Origin of the sequence: Dyadobacter sp. CY343 (assembly GCF_021390335.1) — a bacterium.
Classification (GTDB): Bacteria; Bacteroidota; Bacteroidia; order Cytophagales; family Spirosomataceae; genus Dyadobacter.
In genome coordinates this window covers 1416633-1435321 of record NZ_JAJUXK010000001.1, presented here as the reverse complement: position 1 = coordinate 1435321, position 18689 = coordinate 1416633, and the positions used below count along the sequence as shown (strand labels likewise).

The window sequence follows — 18689 nt, the reverse complement described above, 5'->3', positions numbered from 1 at the left end:
ATCTTAATTTATTGAAATTATCATTCAAAAGCTCTGGAAATAATCTCAGCCTGCTCTTTCGCATGAATTTTCGAGAAGCCGGTAGAAGGCGAAGCACTTGATTCACGGGCAATTACCGACAGAGGTTTAGCACCTTTGTACATCCGCAACATGAACGTCCATCCGCCCATATTGAAAGGTTCTTCCTGTACCCAATATACTTTTGCATCAGCATATTGATTCAAATGCGCATCAACCTGCGTTTGCGGGAAGGGGTGCATTTGTTCAAGACGAATAATCGCGACATCGTCCCTCTTATCTGCCTGCTGTCTTTCGTAAAGTTCATAATACAGCTTTCCGGTACACAGCAACACTTTCTTCACTTTCTTCGGATCCGCATAGGTATCGCCGATCGTTTCCTGGAACGAGCCATTAACGAGACTGTCCATTGGCGAGATACAAAGCGGATGGCGCAACATTGATTTCGGCGACATTACTACCAGCGGCTTGCGGAAAGGGAATTTCAACTGGCGGCGCAGCAAGTGGAAGAAGTTGGCAGGTGTAGTTACATTGGCGACGATCAGATTGTAATTAGCTGAAAGCTGCAAATATCTTTCCGGACGCGCATTAGAGTGTTCCGGTCCCTGGCCTTCGTATCCGTGTGGCAACAGCATTACCAGCCCGGTCCAGCGATCCCATTTGGTTTCACTTGAAGTGACAAACTGATCGATGATCACCTGGGTACCATTTGCAAAATCCCCAAACTGCGCTTCCCAGATAACCAATGCATTCGGATTCGCCATGGAATAGCCGAATTCAAAACCTAAAACTCCATACTCAGAAAGCAGCGAGTTGTAGATCATAAAAGGCCCCTGACCTTCCTGAATGTGTTGGAGGCTGTTGTAAGCTGCGTTCGTTTCCACATCCCTTAACACCGCGTGACGGTGGGAGAATGTTCCACGCTGCACATCTTGTCCGCTTAGTCTTACAATATTTCCTTCAACAAGGATAGAACCGTAAGCAAGCAGCTCGGCAGTTGCCCAGTTCACTTCTTTTTTATCAAATATCATCTGCTCGCGATCTTTCAGGAGCTTATCAATTTGTTTCAGTCTGTTAAAATTCTCCGGAGTTGTCGTCAGCGCTTTACCGATTTTCTGCAATACTTCAAGCGGCACGCCCGTCTCGGGAGACTTTTCAAAATCCTCCGGTTTGGACTTGCGCAGTGTATGCCACTCCTGTTCCAATTTTGGTAAAGTGTAAGGCAATGTTTTTTGCTTCACCATATCCAAACGCTCCTGCAACAGCTGCTTGAACTCTTTGTCCATATTAGCTGCGAGTTGCGCATCAATGTCACCACGCTCTGCAAGGGTTTTTTGATAGATTTCCCTCGGATTCTGGTGATTTTCTATCGATTTGTAAAGAACCGGTTGTGTAAACTTCGGTTCGTCTGCTTCATTATGTCCGTGACGACGGTAGCAGACCATATCGATAAAGATATCCTTATTGAATTTCTGGCGGTATTCAACAGCCAGTCGCATACAGTAAACAACCGCTTCCGGATCGTCACCATTTACGTGCAATACCGGCGCGTCAACAATTTTGGCAATATCAGTACAGTAAATACTAGATCTCGCATCGATGAAGTCGGTCGTGAAACCAACCTGGTTATTGATCACAAAGTGAATGGTACCACCTGTGTAATATCCATTCAGCGCCGACATTTGAGTTACTTCGTATACAATACCCTGTCCCGCAACAGCCGCATCGCCGTGGATCAGAACAGGCAGAACGCGATCGTAATCGCTGTCGTACATGCCGTCAGCACGTGCGCGGATATAACCTTCAACCACCGGATTAACTGCTTCCAGGTGAGAGGGGTTTGGTGCAAGTTTCAAATGTACCTTGTTACCGTCTTTCGTGGTGATCTGGCTTGCAAAACCCATGTGGTATTTCACGTCACCATCTCCCCAAACCTGATCAGGCAAATTACCTTCGAACTCGTTAAAGATCTGGCCGTAAGTTTTTTGCATGATATTGGCTAGTACATTCAAACGTCCGCGGTGCGCCATTCCGATCATCACTTCTACCACGCCCATCTCGGCGGCTTTGTTGATCATCGCGTCCAGTGCTGGAATTGTAGTCTCCCCACCTTCCAGTGAAAAACGCTTTTGGCCGAGGTATTTTGTATGCAGGAAATTTTCGAATACTACCGCCTCATTGAGTTTGGACAAAATATGTTTTTTCTCATCTACTGAGAAATCCATATGCAATGCTTCCTTCTCAATTTTCTTGCGCAGCCAGCTTTTTTGCTCGCGATCACGGATGTATAGATATTCGAAACCGATATTTCTGGTATAGATCGTTTTAAGCGATTCTACAATTTCTTTCAGTGTAGCCGGTCTTCCAAAAACCTCAACTCCTGCTTCAAAAACGGTTTCAAGATCTTCGGGACCCAAATTAAAATCTGTGATTTCCAGCTGTGGCCGACGGTCTTTTCTCTTCTGAATCGGGTTAGTTGTGGCCATTAAGTGACCACGTGAGCGGAATCCGCGGATGAGGTGAACCACCTCCATTTCCTTGCGTATTCTGCCAGGATCGGGCTTTCCAACGGTGGCAGCTTCTTTGCCGGAAGCGGCTGCGCTGGCGTGTCCGTTTCCATTTATCGGATACTTCTGGAAGAAGTCGAACCCTTCGAAAAATTTCTGCCAACCTTCGTCGACTGAGGTGGCATCTTGCTTGTAGGAATTGTACAATTCCTCTATGTAAGAGGCGTCGGAATTAGCTATATAAGTGTATTTATCCATCACAAAAGTGATTATTTCATTTGTGGCACAAAGGTACGAGACTTATGTAAAGATTACGAATAAAATCTCCTTTTAACTTGATTGAAAAACATTTCTATTGGTCACAGGACTAATATTTTTGAAATCCTTTGGGGTTTGGAACAAATTTCAGCATAAGCTCGTGAACACCCTTCGGACCCGAATATGAGGCGTAAATTTGCTCGGCTGTGCGGGTGCTGTAAAAATACCCCAGCCGCACATTCCGGCCCACCTGGACCTCGGCTGATAATTGCAGATAATCGACATTGGAAGAAAATCCGCTGTACCCCCCGCCAATCCGGTAGGAAGCACCGATACCCACTTTTTCACTAAACCAAAAACGCGTACCAAGGTCAAACCTCAGTTTGCGATCTTTTTCCTGAACAAACAAAACATGCGGCAACATCAATATCTCGTCGCCCACGTCATAGCTACCTCCCGCCATAATATAGAGCGGTCGGCGATAGACACTTACCGCAGCCTGCTGCCCCAGTCTCTGACTTAGCAATTCCGGCTTCGAAACACCAATATATAATTGATCAGACCGAAGCCAGGCACCAATACCAAACGTCCCCAAAGCGCGGTTGTTGCTCAGATACCCCGATTGGTCCGCCACGGGCAGAACATTAATCCCGCCCTGCGCACCTAATCCGAGTTTCCAATCATCAGAAAAAGCCAGGTGATAAGCAAATGAGGCCGAGAAACCGGTTGTTGTAAAATAACTCGTCTGATCGTTGAGCGCCTGAAAACCAATACCGAATTTCCCATTCGCCACGGTACCGTCGGCCGCAAAAGTCTGACTCGAAGGTGAGTTCCGGATATTGATCCATTTCCGGCGAAACATTGCCGTCATATTAAAGTCCTCGCGAACACCGGTGAATCCCGGATTGATCGACATCGGATTCTGAACATATTGTTCATAAAGCACCTCGCGTTGTGCAGATGCTGACTGCCAGCCAGTTGCCAGGAAGAGCGCTGCGATAAGAAATCTCCTCAAAGTGTAATGTGTGTTCATTCTGTTCAAATTTTGTAAATAATGCTGTACAGATACCAAAAATGGCAGAAGACGTGATCTTCTGCCATCTTAATAACCGTATTAATTTGAGTTTATACTTATCAAAACAATTAAAAATCGTAGCCTAATGTTACGTAAGGAATTGCTTTGTTCGTGTAACCGTTGTCAACGCCCCAGGCATAATCGAATTTGGCGTAGAACCCGAATAATGTCGTTCTCACACCCATTCCGTAGCCCATTAGATATGGGTTTTTATAATTTGTAACTGTCGCACGGAAAGGATCATCCTCAGTACCAATGATCTGAGTATTCAAACTATTGTTTTCACTAAACGGCCCCTTCCCTGTCCACGCTGTCCCAATGTCCCCGAAACCGACGATCTGGAAGTTCCGCAGGAAGCTGGAAGTAATAGCGCCGCGATACAGGTATTTGACCAAAGGAATACGGAGCTCCGCATTCACGAGCATATAACTTGTTCCCGAAAGCCTGTTCAAATTGAAACCACGCAGATTAGTAGCAAAATCAGCAAAGAAAATATCCCGGTTATCTCTCTGGAAGTTCAGCGGATTCTCGCCGGTACGATTTTCCTTTCTGTTGCCGAGCCAGTTTTCCATTCCGCCCAGAATATTCTGCTTCGGCGCTTTTCCACCCGAGTGGCTGGCAGCTGCGCGGATCGCAAGGATCAGGTCTCTGTGAATTTTCTGATAGTGACGGAAATCAAGACTTACCCGATTGAAACTTTCATTTCCATTCGTCAGCCCCTGATGCATATCGTACCGCAGTTTGAACCGCGTACCTTCCATCATATTCATTCCATTCACACGCGTATTATCAAATACATATTCACTCCGCAACCCGCCATAATTGGACGCCATATCCGGATTAGCCAATATGTACACGTCGATCATCCGCGTCGATGAAAACATCGGCGATAACGAGAACCTGCTGGTTGTCGAAAACGGATAGGAAGCCGTGAACATCAGCTGATTGAACCTGTATTTCTGAGGAGCACCCTCCGTATCTACATACAAGCTCTTGCGGTCAAAACGAGCACCGAAATCGATGCGGTAGGTGTTATTCATGTATTCACCAAACAAATCGGTGTTCCTGAAATTCGACGAAACGAATACCCCGGCTTTGATCACGTGGTTTTCCAAAAGGTCATTCATCGAGATGGACTGCGCGAAGCCGAATCCTCTGATCGGATCGATGCGCCAGTCGGAACTGGCATCGTTGGTGATAAACAAGCCTTTGTAATTCGTCGGTCCTTTAATTGCGATATTCTCACGCGTCGCCTTCGGTCGCGACAATGCGCCCGGAGTAGTCGGGAAGCTTCCGCGGTTTCTTCTCGATTCAAAGGATTTCAAAACATCCTCGTCGAATTCATAATTGTCCGTATCAACCTCTCCATTTTTCAGAGCCAGTTTCGGCGTTTCGGATGCTTGCTGAGCCGCTTTTGCAGCAGTATCTGGTAGCGCCGACGCATTACCACTGCCAGCCGCCGCAGCTGTTGCAGTACCAGGGGTCAATGCCGGGGTATTGATCGCAGCGTCAATATTGAATGAATTTTTGTACGCAGCTACATAGTAACCATCGTTCAAATATGTGTACGCAAGCGCGCCACCCGATTTGGTGTTGACATCGGCGTTACGAATGTTTTGAATGTGATTGGTAAGCTGCGAGGTCGAAGAAGAAGCTCTGTTATATCTGAACAGATTATTCACTCCTTTACCATTTGACAAATAGACAATATCAGTTGCATCAGCATACACAGGCACGATTTTCGATTTTCCATCGCCTTGCACCAGCTTGATCATATTGGAAGACCTTGGCGTACCATCGTGCTCGAATATCGTATACAGAGAAGAAATCGATTTATAATTTCCTTTGTCGCCGGTACCCACAGAGTCAACAGGACGATTTGAAGAAAACACTACTTTCCTGGAAGAACCCTGAACGAACCTGGGTGAAAGATCGTCATAAAGGTCATTAGTTAATGCAAGCGGCGAAGCACGGGCTACGCTGATTAGGAACAAGTCATTCTGCCCGCCTTTGTCGGCGCTGACAGCGAGCATGGTACCATCATTTGAAACGTCCATATCCACGATCTGGTCAAGTCCGCGGATATTGCGTTTCAACTTCACCTTCACCTTTTTGGTACCTATATTTTCATAGATATATAAATTCTTGCGATCGTTTTCGGTAGCGAGGATCGCGAGTTGGTTATTACGGAACCAGCCCAGCAAAGGAGGTTGTGTTTTTGCTCTTCCACCTACCAGATCCAGTTTACCCTGACGCACAATTTTCTTCGAACCGCTCTCACTATCAAATATATACACGCGATACCGGCCGTTTTTGATCTCGCTGACAGCGGTAAACTTTTTGTCCTGAGAGATTTTGATCACCGCACTTGCGTCCGACACGTTGAATTCGTTCAGCTTATATTTCCACGACGGGCTGGGCTCCGCATAAAACTGCTCGGCATTTTTGTTTTGATTGAGATAATAAGCTTTCCATTCTCGCAGGAAGCGATTGTAGGACTGAATACCCAATGTACTCGTGATACTGGTCTGCTCGGTGCGGATAATGCGGGTAAGGTTGAGAATATCAGATATTTTGTCCTTTCCGTAGCGCTCGGCAATGTAATTCCAAATCGACTGCCCGACCAGCGTCGCGTCATTTCCGGTCATTAATGTTGGCTTTCTTACATTCCGGTTTTTAAAAAAATCCCGCATGTAATCGTTGAGCTCAGGCGACCAGCCGTCGGCAATGTAAGCCGCGGTACCTGACATAAACCACTCAGGAAGCGTCAGAAGCAAGGAACTTTGCAGCGCCTCCTTCATATTGCCGCCGTAAAGCATATCGTAAACAAAGAGCAAACTGATATCCTTCACCAGCTTTTTACGAAAGCCAACCTGATCACCGGTATAAGCCACTTCTACGCGCGACTGCGAAAGGTCCAGCTTTTGTTCATTGAGGTTATCGAGCGTGGACAGGCCCATATTGCTCTGTTCCAGCTCTGCGGGAGAATTGTAAAGGAAGATCTTAACGCGGCTGTAAGGAGTCCAGCCAAGGATATCTGTGATTTTATCGAACTCGCTTTCAGCATATTGCGCAGTCAACTTGGCCAGCGCAGTTCCACCCTGATAGTGGTAAATTTCGAAGTTGGTGGTCCGGAAAATCTTCCAGTTGAAGGTTTTGTACTGAATCCGGTTTTTGCCAAATGTTTCCTGAGAAGGATAGCGTTGCGCAACTGACTGGGATACAACTCCTAAAACCGCTAGTAAACCGACCGAAAAGGTTAATCTGTATATGTGTTTTATGCTCATAAATGCTTAGGCTGACTTCAACGGAAATATAACGAAAAATACCTCTGAATATTAACTAACGGATTCAATTCTTTGCCGTTTTCAAGATGCTCCGCAAGCTGCCTCGCAAAAAACGGTCCGAGCGTTACTCCCTTCGTTCCTAACCCATTGAATATCGCAACATTAGCATGATCCGGATGGATACCAACCATCGGGCGACGGTCTTTTACCGAGGGCCTCACACCCGCGCTGGCAGCTATAATCCGATAAGGTATCCTGATCAAAGCTTCCAATTTTTCATTAATTTCTGCTGTCCCCGAATCGGTCGCTTCCCAGTCGAGTGGATCCCAGGAATAGGTTGCTCCCACCCGCATTGAACGCTCCTTTACCGGCAACATGAATATGCCCTGATTGACAATATAACCGGGCAATACCTGATCCGTGGCCACTTCCAGGATCTGACCTTTAACCGGCGCAAACGGCAGCCACTCGAAAAACGGATTATTTACACCAAAAAACCCCTGACAAAAAACAACCTTCCCAAAACTCAAATCCTTCCAGAATACACTTTCAGGCTCAACCCGAAGATCGGCAAGAGTGAATGTGGATTCCGCATAACTATCTAATTCAGAGAGCAACTCCCTGCTTTTTTCCAGAAGCAAAGGCAGATCAACCCAGCCCGCCTGGATCACTTCCAAACCACCAAAGCGTGACTCGACATAATGGGATAAATCAGTTCGGTTGTCGGCGGCAATGTAGGGTAAAATGGAAGGGTCGGCCGTTTGAGCGAGATACGTATTCTGCTCTTCAATCGATCGGAACGGACGAAAAATGGGCGTGGAATAAATCAGCTTGCAGCTTAGCCTGGTTTCGAGATCAGCGTAAAATTTTTGGGCGTAAGGAAAGAGATCGTCTGCAAGCCAGGTCTTTACCAGCTTTTTCCCAGTTAATGGATTGAATATTCCGGCTGCAACTTTGGACGACGAGGGCATCGAAGAATCGCCGACTACTAATACCTTTTTCCCCATTTCCAGCAAATGCAAAGCCAGCGAAGTGCCGGCGAGCCCCTGCCCGACAATCAAATAATCGTAGTCTGTTGAAGTCATTGCTGGATCTTGCTGGCATTTCGGCGACGTAGCGAAAGCCCTATCTGCTCGTCGGCAAGGCGCACTACCAATTCCACCTGCTCGTCGAGTGTCATCAGTGAATTATCAATATAAATAGCGTCCTGGGCCTGCCTGAGCGGACTTTCTGCCCGGTGCGTATCAATATGATCGCGCATTTTCAGGTTTTCGGCAATTTCTGCCAGCCCTACCAACTCACCTTTTTCCAAAAGCTCGGTTTGCCTGCGCTGGGCGCGGATCAGCGGGTCTGCGGTCATGAAAATTTTCAGTTCAGCCTGCGGAAAAACGACGGTACCAATATCCCGCCCGTCCATGACAATGCCTTTCATTTTTCCCATTCGCTGCTGCTGCGCAACCAATGCGTGCCGGACTTCCGCAATCGCGCTCACGTCGCTCACTTTTTCAGAAACGTACATTTTCCGAATTTCATCTTCCACATTAATACCATTCAGATAAGTATCATTGCGGCCCAACTCGGCGTGGCGACGGAAGGAAATTTGAATCGAATTAAGCGCTAGTTCTACTTCCTTCGGATTAGTAAGTGTAATGTGATTTTGTATAAAATAGAGCGTCACAGCCCGGTACATAGCGCCTGTGTCGATATAGGGATAGTTGAGCTGCTTTGCAACCTGTTTTGCAGTTGTGCTTTTGCCACAGCTGGAATAGCCATCGATTGCAACAATGATTTTTGGCATAGTTTAGTGAAGTAATTTCTGACCACGAAAAAAAAGCACGGAACAGAAATGAAGTTATCGTGAACTATGCAAAAATAGAGGAAAGTACTAGCCGAGGTTTTTTTTCAGCGAAGTTTTTAATTGTAAAAGAAATAATCACAAAGCGAGCCTGACAAACAAATGTTCATCTAATACAACTCCGTTTTTGATAATGGCTTTGTGATGAATTGCTTCCAGCTTATACCCTGCCTTTTCGAGCACACGTTTGGAAGCACTATTTGTTTCAAATACACCCGCAAACAATCTGGTAACAGAGGTATTTTGAAAGATCCAGTCGGTCATCTGAATCAATGCGGCCGTAGCGATATTTTTCCCCCAGTAAGGTTCGCCCAGCCAGTAGCCGATCTCTGCATTATTACGGTAAATGTCTTCCTGGCGCAGCACACCTATTCCTCCTACAAATTGATCCTGATAAAAAATAGCCCGCTGAATTGCGTTTGCATTTACTTTACTGCACAGATCGATCCAGTAATGCGCGTCTGCGAGCGAGTATGGACTTGGGAAATTATCCCGGACGTGGGCTGCTATTTTCGGATTATCCGCAAGCAAAGCCAGCCGATCGACCATATTCCGATGAAATTGCCTCAGCTCGACCTGCTCTTGCATAACTTATGCTTCTTCAACCAAAAATATCACCATACTCCGGGCCCCGTGTGCGCCTACCACCAGCGACTGCTCAATATCAGCGGTTTTCGACGGACCAGCAATAAAACATCCCCAGCCGGTGGTATCTGTCAATCGCTCATAGGCGTCGTGCATGTTATTCACAATCGCGCTTCTGGGTATTGCAAGTGCCAGATTTTGGGTGATAAAAGGTAAAACCCGGTGTGGAAGATAATTGTCTGAGATCCACACTGCCCCATTTTCAGCGACACCGAATTCTGCTTTTAAAATCAATATCTCGATCATTTCCAGCTCGTGCGGATCCGCTACATTCAAACTGAAATCTGCCCAGTTATTCAGTTCGGGAATGGTCGTGGCTTTATTTACAACCCCCTCATATAATTCACCAGCCTTTACAGCCAGTTCTTCCCAGTTTTTTACAATCACAACTTCGGTGTAAATGGCGGTCAGCGTTTCGACAAACTTGCTTTCCGTATCTTCATATTGACTGTCAAAGCGGATATTGGCCGGCAGCGAAGTGCGCTCAGGCTTGTTCAGCCGGATCTTGCGCAGCATTTCTTCTCTTGTTTGCATGTTACTCTTTACGGTTACGAACGTACCAATCCCGGAAACTTTCTTTCGGCGGTTCCGGCATATCCCGCTGCTTGTACCAGGGATTCAAGCTGTTATTGACCATAAATGGAACGGTCCGCATCACCGACCTGCCCAGCCTCCCCGACCACTGGTAAAAACGCGGCTGCGATAATACCATCGACATCGCACGGATCCCAATTCCTTTTGTCTGCGGCACGTGCCCGCCTTTCGCCAGTACCTGCCTCCATTTATATAGCTGGTCGTGAATATCGATTTTAACCGGACAAACATTCGAGCAACTTCCGCATAAAGTGCTTGCAAAAGGCAGATCGGCATATTTGGTCATATCCAGGTTAGGTGCCAGGATTGACCCGATCGGACCCGCCACTGCATTGTGGTAGCTGTGCCCGCCGCTTCTGCGGTACACCGGACAGGTATTCATACAAGCGCCACAGCGAATGCATTTCAATGAATTCCGGAAGTCAGCCCGTCCAAGCTGGGTAGTACGTCCATTATCCACAATAATAATATGCATTTCCTGACCTTCACGCGGCTTTTTGAAGTGACTGTTATATGCAGTCACCGGCTGACCAGTGGCACTTCGCGCCAGCAATCTCAGAAACACGCCCAAATGCTCCTGTTTGGGGATGATCTTTTCGAAGCCCATACTAGCAATGTGAATATCAGCCAGATGCGCGCCCATATCTGCATTCCCTTCATTGGTCGCCACTACAAAAGCGCCTGTATCGGCAACCGCGAAGTTGACGCCCGTTAATGCTGCACGGCGGGTCATGAATTTGTCGCGTAAATGCTGTCGCGCCGCCTCGGCCAGGTATTGCGGATCGGTTGCGCCTGCTTCCGTTCCAAGATGTTCGTGGAAAAGGTCGCCGATATCCTTTTTCTTTAAATGTATAGCCGGCAATACAATGTGACTTGGAGGCTCCTTCCGCAACTGCACGATCCGTTCGCCCAGGTCAGTATCGATTACGTCAATACCGTTTTTCGACAAAAATTCATTCATGTGACATTCCTCGGTCAGCATGGATTTGCTTTTTACCATGGCGGTAATGCCGTGTTGTTTGAGCAGGTTCAGTACAATTTCATTGTGCTCCGCCGCATTGGCGGCCCAATGTACGTGTACCCCATTCTCTTTTGCCTTTTGCTCAAACTGGACAAGCAGCTCGTCCAGCTCCGACAAAACATAGTTTTTGATCTGCGATGCCGTTTCTCTCAGCTCCTCCCATTCGGGCAGCAACTTGGAGGATTTGTCCCGTTTCTGGCGCACGAACCACAGCGTTTCATCGTGCCAGTCCACGTACGGTTCATCCCTGTTGAAGACTTCCGAAGCTTCGGAATGCTCCATGATTGTTTTAGACATAGTTATCTTAACAATTTAGTAATAGTACTTTTAAAAGAATAATAATTGTACTTTTCACATTCGTTGCATTATTTGAAGTTTTGAATTTGTTTAAAGAACAACTTTCAAAAATTCAAAAATTTGCTATTTCATTGTAAAGCAATATCTTATACTTTTGAATCACAAAGTTTTTCGATCGAAGATCGGAGTCTTAAATAAAGTTTAGTTTAACTTTTTTTAGACACATTAAAATTTTCACTCCTATGAAAACCAAAAACACTCTCATTATCGCAGCCTTAACAGGCTTACTTCTATCAGGTTCTGCTTTGAATTCATTCGCGCAGGACACCAACGTATCTGTTGAAAACACAAAGTCAGCTTCTGACAACCTGAGCATTCTTCAGATTAAACCAATGCAATTCCGCGTTTCATATAACAACCCAGTTTCGAACACTGTCGCAGTGCGGATCCTGGATACTGAAAACAATGTTCTGTTTTCAGAAAACAAGCGTGTCAACAGGAACTATCTGAAATATTTTGACTTATCGACCCTGAATGACGGTACTTATACCTTCGAAATCACGGACGGAAAAGAGAAAGCTTCACAATCGTTTGACATTTTGACTACAACCAGCCGCGTTGTTTCTTCAATCAACTAACAACAAGCTGTTCTCAGATTCTGATTAGCGTGGTACGCCACGCCTTCCGTAAACTTTGTAAATACCGGGACTCACGCGATGGGTACCGGTATTTGTTTTTTCACCGCACTATTGAGAATTTCTGCAATGTGCTTGATCTGCACATTCGAGTTACTTCTTTTCAAAATCCCGCCCAGGTGCATCAGGCAGCTCATATCCGAGCCGGTAATGTATTCTGCATTGTGCCGGATATGATCGGCTACCCTGTCTTTTCCCATTTTGACAGAAACTGCTTCTTCACTCACACAAAAAGTCCCGCCGAATCCGCAGCATTCGTCCGTCCTGTCCAGATCGATCAGTTCCAGTCCTTTTACCTGTTTTAATAAAAAAACGGGCTTTGAAAAGGGCGCTGCATTCAGCTCCGACATTTGTGAAAGATGCAGCCCGCGCTGACCGTGGCAACCCTGGTGCAGCCCGACCCGGTACGGAAACTCAGCTTCTATATGTTCTATTTTTAATATATCAGTCAGAAACTCAACGAGTTCGTACACTCTTTTTCGGAGCACTTTCGATTCGTCAGCCCTGTTATCTGCCTTCAAATGCTCTTTAATATGCAGCACACAACTTCCAGAGGGTGAAACCACATAGTCGCAATCAGAAAATAGGTCAAAAAACAGGTTATCGCACGGCCGGGCGAGATGCTCGAACCCGGAGTTCGCCATCGGCTGCCCGCAACAAGTTTGATTTGTAGGAAAAGTAACCCTGCAGCCCAGCTTTTCGAGTAATTCCAGGGTAGCGATTCCTACCTGCGGATAAAACTGGTCCACGTAGCAGGGAATAAATAATCCGATTTTGAGGCTTGAGTAGTTCATTTTTTACCAGAATTCAATGGTGGCAAGTATAGGATAGTGATCGGAAACGCCGGGATAATTTCTGAGCACTTTATAATTTTTAATGCGAACCTTGGTATTAAGCAATGCAAAAATATAGTCGAGCCGGTCGCCGGGAAGTCCCTCGTTCCAGGTCTGCAACTGCGATCCCTGCGCCGCGTCCTGCCAGTTTTTCCGGAAAGAAAAGTAAGGCTGTTCATTCGGCCTCGCCCCCATATCCATGCCGATCAGTACCGGCTGAATGCTGTTGACGAGCATTTGATTAATGTAAGCCGCCTGCAACGCTCTATCCATGACCGACGCATATTCCAATCTCGAATTACAAAAGCGGAATGTCAGCCCGCGAACCGGGTTAACCAATCCGCACAACAACACTTTCGGATCTGCGCCGGCGGTAGTGGGAAGCTGAATGGTCTGGGTATTTTCAAAGTGCCATTTAGACAATATCCCCACTCCCTGCGATCCATTTTCCGACCTGTCGGCTTCACCGTACACATAATGCATTCCGGTTTGCACAGCGATCTGCCGGAGCTGGAACTGCGTTTTCCCTTTATCCACCAGACTATCAACCGCTTGTAATGCGATCAGATCAGGTTTATGGTCTGCGATAATTTTCAGAATATCCCGCAGATTCGACTCCTCGTCCATATTCAGTCCGTGCCGGATATTGAAGCTCATCACTTTTACCTCCACGGCACGGCGGGGTTGTGACGCAGATAAGCTGCACGATATGATCGTAATGAATAAAAAGTAGCCTAATCTGCTCAACCTGCTCAATTACTGGTACACAATCCGTTTTCTTTATGGTCAGAGGGCAAATATCTGGTTCATCAAAACCCACTTTTCACCAGGTTTCGCTTCGGGTAGCGCCTGCTGGTATTTCCACATCAGCTGCTCCCATTCCTGGACTTTCTCATTCGCCGCATCCATTTCTGCTTTCTTCTCAAAACTGAAATCGTCTTCCGTTTCCATGATCATGAAAAGCCGGTTGCCGAGCCGGTAAATATCCATTACCGTAATGCCCGCGTCGCGTATGCTTTTCTCGATCTCCGGTCTGATCTGCTTATGGTAACCTTCATATTCACTGATCATTTCAGGATCGTCGACCAGATCGACGGTAAGACAGTATCGTTTCATTTTTATCAAATATCAAGATTGTAAAATTCGACTGCATTCTGTCCCATTACCCGCTTCGTCTCCGAGTCTGAAAACATGCTTAGGTAATCAGTCAGGATACCTTTTACACCTTCGTATTCAGCAGCTACCAGACAAACCGGCCAGTCGGAGCCGAACATCAGCCGATCTGTACCGAACGCTTCGAAAACAACATCGAGGTAAGGTCTGAAATCCGCTTTTTCCCAGTTTTGCCAGTCCGCTTCGGTTACCATTCCTGATACTTTACAGTTCACATTCGGAAGCTCAGCCAGTGCGCGGATATCGTCGGCCCACGGTTGCATTCCTCCATTCTTGATCAATGGTTTCGCAATATGATCAAGCACGAAATGCACATTCGGTAACTTTACAGCGAAGTTAAATGCTTCTTTCAGCTGATTCTGGTGGATGAGAATATCGTAAGTGAAATCAAATGCGACCAGCTGCCCTACTCCTTTTATAAAATCAGACTGCAATAAAAAACCTTCTGGCTGCCCCTGGGCTATGTGCCGGAAACCTTTTAATTTTTCAAACTGAGAATACTTTTCCAGCTTACCGTACAGATCGGTTGAAAACAGGTCCACCCAGCCGACTACGCCTTTTATGATATCATTCGCCTCAGCGAGTTGCAGCAAAAATTCAGTTTCAGAATCCGTTGAAGAAGCCTGTACCGCCACACAACCGTTTACGCCGTTCGCTTTCAACACCGGTTTGAGATTTTCCGGCAAGAAGTTTTTGCGGATCACCCCCATTTCCGGCGTGATCCACGAATCCCGTTCCTCATCAAATATCCAGAAATGCTGATGGCTGTCGATTGTCATAATTTAGAATAATGTTGATGGGTTTGTGATGTTCGGAGTGGTTCGGTGATTGGGCTTCTAGATGAACACAAACAACTTTGAACAATATCTTGCTATTCCGAACTAATTCAACCCAAATTATTGGCTGTCCACGCCACCGCTTCCTGCTTCTGGCTACCTAACTTTTCAATACCCAGCTCCACTACATCACCTGGTTTCAGATAAACCTGCGGCTTCATACCTAACCCAACTCCTGCCGGCGTTCCGGTTGTGATCATATCGCCCGGAAGTAATGTCATGAACTGGCTGAGGTAGCTGATCAGGAATGGTACCTGGAATATCATATCGGAAGTATTGCTGTCCTGGATCTTCTTTCCATTGAGGCTCAGCCACAGATCGAGTGCATTCGCGTCGCCCACTTCGTCCGCTGTTACCATATAAGGCCCGATCGGCGCGAAAGTGTCGTTACTTTTCCCTTTCACCCACTGCCCGCCGCGCTCCATTTGAAATGCGCGTTCGGAATAATCGTTGTGCACTGCGTAACCGGCCACATAGTCAAGTGCATCGCCTTCTTCCACATAGCTCGCTCTTTTACCGATAATCACCGCCAGTTCCACTTCCCAATCGGTTTTTTCAGAGTTTCTTGGAATAACAACCTGATCGAAAGGACCGCAAATCGCTGAGGTTGATTTGAAGAAAACAATAGGCTCCTTCGGCAATTCAGTAGCGCCGGATTCGTAGGCGTGTTTGGCGTAATTCATGCCAATACACACAATTTTCGAAGGACGCGCAATGCAGGAACCGTATCTGAACCCGTCTTCCACAACCGGCGCACTGGCTGCATTTGTATTCAACCACTCGGCCAAACGGTTCAAACCGTCGGTCGCAAAAAACTTTTCATTGTAATCCTCGCCGAAGGCAGAGATATCTATTTTTGTACCGTCAGCAAGTTCAACACCTGGTTTTTCCTGCTCAAAAGCACCAAATCGGAATAGTTTCATAGGTTTTTTAGCTATTGGCTATTAGCGGTTAGCTATTAGCCTTTATAGTTTATATAATATATTTTCAGTTTGAACACACAAAAGCCAACGGCTAACAGCTAATAGCTGATAGCTAACAGGCAACCGCCCCCTCAATTATTCAACTTCTCAAATCCTCCATCGATCAGATAATCGCAGCCGGTGATGAAGCCAGCTTCGTCGGAGCAGAGGTATAGTGCCAGTGCGCCGATCTCTTCGGGTTTCGCCATTCTGCCGATCGGTTGTGTTTTGGAGAGTTTTTCAAACATTTCTTCTTCTTTACCGGGGTAATTTTTAGCAATAAATCCGTCTACAAACGGCGTATGTACCCGCGCCGGGGAAATGCTGTTGCAGCGGATCCCGTCGTGCAGGTAGTCACGCGCGACCGATAATGTCATTGAATAAACCGCTCCTTTTGCGGTAGAATAAGCAAAACGATCAGGTATACCGACAGTTGCAGCGATAGAAGCCATATTCAGGATCACGCCGCCGCCATTAGATTTCAAGTGTGGGATCGTCGCCATCAGACAGTTATAAACGCCTTTTACGTTGACACTTAATATCCGGTCGAAATCAATTTCGGAAGTAGTATCCGCCTTACCAATGTGCGCGATCCCCGCGTTATTTACGAGAATATGAATTGGAGACGCAGTGGCGATCGCATTGATCACATTTACCACATCGGCTTGTTTGGAGATATCGAGCGCGTGTGCCTCGGCTTTCCCGCCCCCGGCAGTGATCTCATTTACAACCTGATTAGCCAGTTCCAAATTGAGCTCTAATATATGTACCGTAGCACCCTGCTTTGCAAAGGTTTTCGAGATCGCAAGACCGATGCCGCTTGCGCCGCCGGTTACAAGCGCTGTTTTTCCACTTAAATCAAACATGCATTAATGATTAGTATTTAAGAAAAAGGCCATTTTTAACGATATCTACCCCGTTTTACAGCCAATTGATGATATTCTGGATCAAAGTGACACGCCGCGTTTCCATGGAATGAAGTCATCCTGACCCAGTTGCTGGGCTTTCGTTAGCTCCCCGCTGGCTACTTTGATGACGTATTCCAGTAATGCTTCGGCGTTTTGCTCGATACTCTGGGTTCCGTCCACCACCGGCCCGCAATCGAAATCGATTACGTCAGGCATCCGATTAGCCAGTGACGAGTTAGTCGCTACTTTGGCTACCGGGCAGATCGGATTACCTGTTGGTGTCCCCAGGCCAGTTGTAAATAAGATGATATTGGCGCCTGCGGCAGTTTGTCCGGTAGTCGCTTCCACGTCATTCCCTGGTGTACAAACCAACTGGAGTCCTGGGTCGGTTGCTCTTTCAGTGTAGTTCAAAACGTCGGCTATATAGGCATTTCCACCTTTTTTGGCCGCTCCGGCAGATTTGATCGCATCAGTGATCAGTCCGTCCTTGATATTTCCGGGAGAGGGATTGAATGCAAATGCAGAACCTACTGCCTCCGCCTTACCGGCATAATCGCGCATCAGTTTTTCGAACTTCGCCGCCTTTTCTTCGGTCACGCAACGGTTCAGCAGCTCCTGCTCTACCCCATTCAACTCAGGGAATTCAGCGAGTAAAGTTTGTCCTCCGATACCAACTACCAGGTCGGATAAATGTCCCAAAACCGGGTTTGCGGATATTCCCGAAAAACCGTCGGACCCGCCACATTTCAACCCAACTGAAAGTTTGGAAAGTGGCGCTGCTGATCTTTCAAACTCATTTATCTTGGTAAGTCCCAAAAACGTTTCCTTCGTCGCACCCGACATCAGCGAGTACTCGGTTCCTTTTTGGTGTTCAAATGCAAAAAATGGCTTATTGAAATGTGGATCACGCTTTTTGATCTCGTCTTCCAACGTTTTCAGTTCCGAATTTTGACAACCCAAACTCAAAACTGTAATTCCCGCTACGTTCGGGTGTACCGCATAAGCTGCAAAGAGTGCGCACAATGTATTGGCATCGAGCCTGGTACCGCCGCAACCGCCTTCGTGCGTCAGGAATTTTACGCCATCCACGTTTTGAAAAGGACGTTCTGGTTTCCTTTTTGCGGCAACCGGCGCGTCTATAAACGGTTGCAAATTCCGGATCGTCCGCATATCGCCCTGCTGATACAAATGCAGAAACTCCCGCACCTGATCGCGGTAAATATCGGTTTGCGCATAGCCCAGCTCACGTTCAAATGCATCTTTCATGATCAGAACGTTGCGATTTTCGCAAAAAACGAGCGGCACTACCAGCCAGTAATTATAGGTACCCACGCGCCCGTCTTCGCGGTGATAACCGTTGAAAGTGCGGCCAACCCACTTGCTCACATCAGGTTGCGTATAGGAATATGGCTGGCGATTAGCAGTACTGTAATCGTGCGCGTCGTGTTTAAGATTGAAGGTTGTGATCGGCTCACCGCGTTTTATCGGCTGCGTCGCCCGGCCCACGAGCACGCCATACATAATGATCGCGCCGCCTGTTTCAATATCTTCTGTAACAAACTTATGCTTCGCCGACACGCCATATTGAAGGTCGTAAGCAGCGCCGTCGAGCGATACCTGGGAACCCGCAGGCTGATCCCGCAACGCAACTATTACATTATCAGAAGGATGTACTTTTAAAAGCTGTGAAGCCATAATTTATTTACAATTAATACAGATCAGGAT

At 46.8% G+C, this 18689-nt stretch carries 16 protein-coding genes; 1 reads left to right on the top strand and 15 read right to left on the bottom strand.

Annotated features, from left to right (window positions below; all coding sequences use genetic code 11):
- Positions 1-20: 20 nt before the first annotated feature.
- The 8 genes from LZG94_RS05885 to LZG94_RS05850 form a co-directional block, all read right to left on the bottom strand.
- Complete coding sequence (locus LZG94_RS05885; protein WP_233790997.1) at positions 21-2783, bottom strand: 2-oxoglutarate dehydrogenase E1 component; 2763 nt, start codon at positions 2781-2783, stop codon at positions 21-23.
- Between the two features lie 109 nt (positions 2784-2892).
- Positions 2893-3816 (bottom strand): PorP/SprF family type IX secretion system membrane protein, encoded by a 924-nt coding sequence (locus tag LZG94_RS05880; RefSeq protein WP_233790996.1) that lies wholly within the window; start codon positions 3814-3816, stop codon positions 2893-2895.
- Positions 3817-3926: 110 nt separating this feature from the next.
- Complete coding sequence (locus LZG94_RS05875; protein ID WP_233790995.1) at positions 3927-7145, bottom strand: hypothetical protein; 3219 nt, start codon at positions 7143-7145, stop codon at positions 3927-3929.
- Between the two features lie 17 nt (positions 7146-7162).
- Positions 7163-8230 carry an FAD-binding oxidoreductase gene (locus LZG94_RS05870; protein ID WP_233790994.1) on the bottom strand — a complete coding sequence of 356 codons (1068 nt, stop codon included), beginning with the start codon at positions 8228-8230 and terminating at the stop codon, positions 7163-7165.
- The gene (gene cmk, locus LZG94_RS05865) at positions 8227-8943 is read right to left on the bottom strand and encodes a (d)CMP kinase (RefSeq protein WP_233790993.1); all 717 of its coding nucleotides are present in this window, start codon (positions 8941-8943) and stop codon (positions 8227-8229) included. Before cmk ends, LZG94_RS05870 begins: the two co-directional genes overlap by 4 nt.
- Before the next feature lie 135 nt (positions 8944-9078).
- Positions 9079-9588, bottom strand: a complete 510-nt coding sequence (locus LZG94_RS05860; protein ID WP_233790992.1) for a GNAT family N-acetyltransferase — start codon at positions 9586-9588, stop codon at positions 9079-9081.
- Between the two features lie 3 nt (positions 9589-9591).
- The gene (locus tag LZG94_RS05855; RefSeq protein ID WP_233790991.1) at positions 9592-10179 is read right to left on the bottom strand and encodes an LUD domain-containing protein; all 588 of its coding nucleotides are present in this window, start codon (positions 10177-10179) and stop codon (positions 9592-9594) included.
- A gap of 1 nt (position 10180) precedes the next feature.
- A complete protein-coding gene (locus tag LZG94_RS05850; protein ID WP_233790990.1) occupies positions 10181-11557 on the bottom strand; it encodes a lactate utilization protein B in 1377 nt (458 codons plus the stop codon).
- 242 nt (positions 11558-11799) lie between these two features.
- Here LZG94_RS05850 and LZG94_RS05845 point away from each other — a divergent pair, with 242 nt between their 5' ends.
- Positions 11800-12195, top strand: a complete 396-nt coding sequence (locus tag LZG94_RS05845) for a hypothetical protein (protein WP_233790989.1) — start codon at positions 11800-11802, stop codon at positions 12193-12195.
- 71 nt (positions 12196-12266) lie between these two features.
- On the opposite strand, the gene LZG94_RS05840 is transcribed toward LZG94_RS05845, so the two are convergent.
- From LZG94_RS05840 to LZG94_RS05810, 7 genes are all read right to left on the bottom strand, one after another.
- Entirely contained in the window at positions 12267-13046 is a 780-nt protein-coding gene (locus tag LZG94_RS05840; RefSeq protein WP_233790988.1) for a (Fe-S)-binding protein, read from the bottom strand.
- Between the two features lie 3 nt (positions 13047-13049).
- Entirely contained in the window at positions 13050-13757 is a 708-nt protein-coding gene (locus tag LZG94_RS05835; protein WP_233790987.1) for an endonuclease/exonuclease/phosphatase family protein, read from the bottom strand.
- A 114-nt stretch (positions 13758-13871) separates the two neighbouring features.
- Complete coding sequence (locus LZG94_RS05830) at positions 13872-14201, bottom strand: L-rhamnose mutarotase (protein ID WP_233790986.1); 330 nt, start codon at positions 14199-14201, stop codon at positions 13872-13874.
- Between the two features lie 5 nt (positions 14202-14206).
- The gene (locus LZG94_RS05825) at positions 14207-15037 is read right to left on the bottom strand and encodes an amidohydrolase (RefSeq protein WP_233790985.1); all 831 of its coding nucleotides are present in this window, start codon (positions 15035-15037) and stop codon (positions 14207-14209) included.
- A 107-nt stretch (positions 15038-15144) separates the two neighbouring features.
- The gene (locus tag LZG94_RS05820) at positions 15145-16017 is read right to left on the bottom strand and encodes a fumarylacetoacetate hydrolase family protein (protein ID WP_233790984.1); all 873 of its coding nucleotides are present in this window, start codon (positions 16015-16017) and stop codon (positions 15145-15147) included.
- 131 nt (positions 16018-16148) lie between these two features.
- A complete protein-coding gene (locus LZG94_RS05815; protein WP_233790983.1) occupies positions 16149-16922 on the bottom strand; it encodes an SDR family NAD(P)-dependent oxidoreductase in 774 nt (257 codons plus the stop codon).
- An 81-nt stretch (positions 16923-17003) separates the two neighbouring features.
- A complete protein-coding gene (locus LZG94_RS05810) occupies positions 17004-18659 on the bottom strand; it encodes a UxaA family hydrolase (protein ID WP_233790982.1) in 1656 nt (551 codons plus the stop codon).
- Positions 18660-18689 lie beyond the last annotated feature (30 nt).

Bases quoted from the DNA above. Each gene is read 5' to 3' on its own strand.
- LZG94_RS05885 (WP_233790997.1), bottom strand. From the start codon at position 2,783: ATGGATAAATACACTTATATAGCTAATTCCGACGCCTCTTACATAGAG.
- LZG94_RS05880 (WP_233790996.1), bottom strand. From the start codon at position 3,816: ATGAACACACATTACACTTTGAGGAGATTTCTTATCGCAGCGCTCTTC.
- LZG94_RS05875 (WP_233790995.1), bottom strand. From the start codon at position 7,145: ATGAGCATAAAACACATATACAGATTAACCTTTTCGGTCGGTTTACTA.
- LZG94_RS05870 (WP_233790994.1), bottom strand. From the start codon at position 8,230: ATGACTTCAACAGACTACGATTATTTGATTGTCGGGCAGGGGCTCGCC.
- cmk (WP_233790993.1), bottom strand. From the start codon at position 8,943: ATGCCAAAAATCATTGTTGCAATCGATGGCTATTCCAGCTGTGGCAAA.
- LZG94_RS05860 (WP_233790992.1), bottom strand. From the start codon at position 9,588: ATGCAAGAGCAGGTCGAGCTGAGGCAATTTCATCGGAATATGGTCGAT.
- LZG94_RS05855 (WP_233790991.1), bottom strand. From the start codon at position 10,179: ATGCAAACAAGAGAAGAAATGCTGCGCAAGATCCGGCTGAACAAGCCT.
- LZG94_RS05850 (WP_233790990.1), bottom strand. From the start codon at position 11,557: ATGTCTAAAACAATCATGGAGCATTCCGAAGCTTCGGAAGTCTTCAAC.
- LZG94_RS05845 (WP_233790989.1), top strand. From the start codon at position 11,800: ATGAAAACCAAAAACACTCTCATTATCGCAGCCTTAACAGGCTTACTT.
- LZG94_RS05840 (WP_233790988.1), bottom strand. From the start codon at position 13,046: ATGAACTACTCAAGCCTCAAAATCGGATTATTTATTCCCTGCTACGTG.
- LZG94_RS05830 (WP_233790986.1), bottom strand. From the start codon at position 14,201: ATGAAACGATACTGTCTTACCGTCGATCTGGTCGACGATCCTGAAATG.
- LZG94_RS05825 (WP_233790985.1), bottom strand. From the start codon at position 15,037: ATGACAATCGACAGCCATCAGCATTTCTGGATATTTGATGAGGAACGG.
- LZG94_RS05820 (WP_233790984.1), bottom strand. From the start codon at position 16,017: ATGAAACTATTCCGATTTGGTGCTTTTGAGCAGGAAAAACCAGGTGTT.
- LZG94_RS05815 (WP_233790983.1), bottom strand. From the start codon at position 16,922: ATGTTTGATTTAAGTGGAAAAACAGCGCTTGTAACCGGCGGCGCAAGC.
- LZG94_RS05810 (WP_233790982.1), bottom strand. From the start codon at position 18,659: ATGGCTTCACAGCTTTTAAAAGTACATCCTTCTGATAATGTAATAGTT.